Raw genomic sequence first — 337 nt, forward strand, 5'->3', positions numbered from 1 at the left:
CTACCCCCTCGGCCGATCGAAGGTGGGCCAACAAACCATCGTGGTCGAACCCTTTCGGGGCGCTGTCCATAAGCACGGAAATGGATTCGCGAATTTCGCTTCCGCCATGGATCAGAACGTAGATGGCGATTAGGGCCGTCACAGCAGGGTCTACCCAGGAAGCAGATGGTCCCCAAACCATGATGGCAATGCCGCTGGCGATAACTGCCACGGTGCCGAGCGCGTCGGCAATCATGTGAAGAAAGGTGCTTCGGACGTTGAGGCTGCCAAGATCCTTGCGCAGAACCCATGCGGCTGCCAGGTCTTCCACGAGCGCGATGGCACCGACGATCAGCAC

1 protein-coding gene is annotated in these 337 nt (G+C 59.3%); it reads right to left on the reverse strand.

What is annotated here, in order from left to right; genetic code table 11:
* A partial coding sequence (locus C8264_RS21965; RefSeq protein WP_162783850.1) for a cation efflux transmembrane domain-containing protein occupies positions 1-337 on the reverse strand: 337 nt, incomplete at both ends.

Origin of the sequence: Devosia naphthalenivorans (genome assembly GCF_003056355.1) — a bacterium.
GTDB classification, from domain to species: domain Bacteria; phylum Pseudomonadota; class Alphaproteobacteria; order Rhizobiales; family Devosiaceae; genus Devosia; species Devosia naphthalenivorans.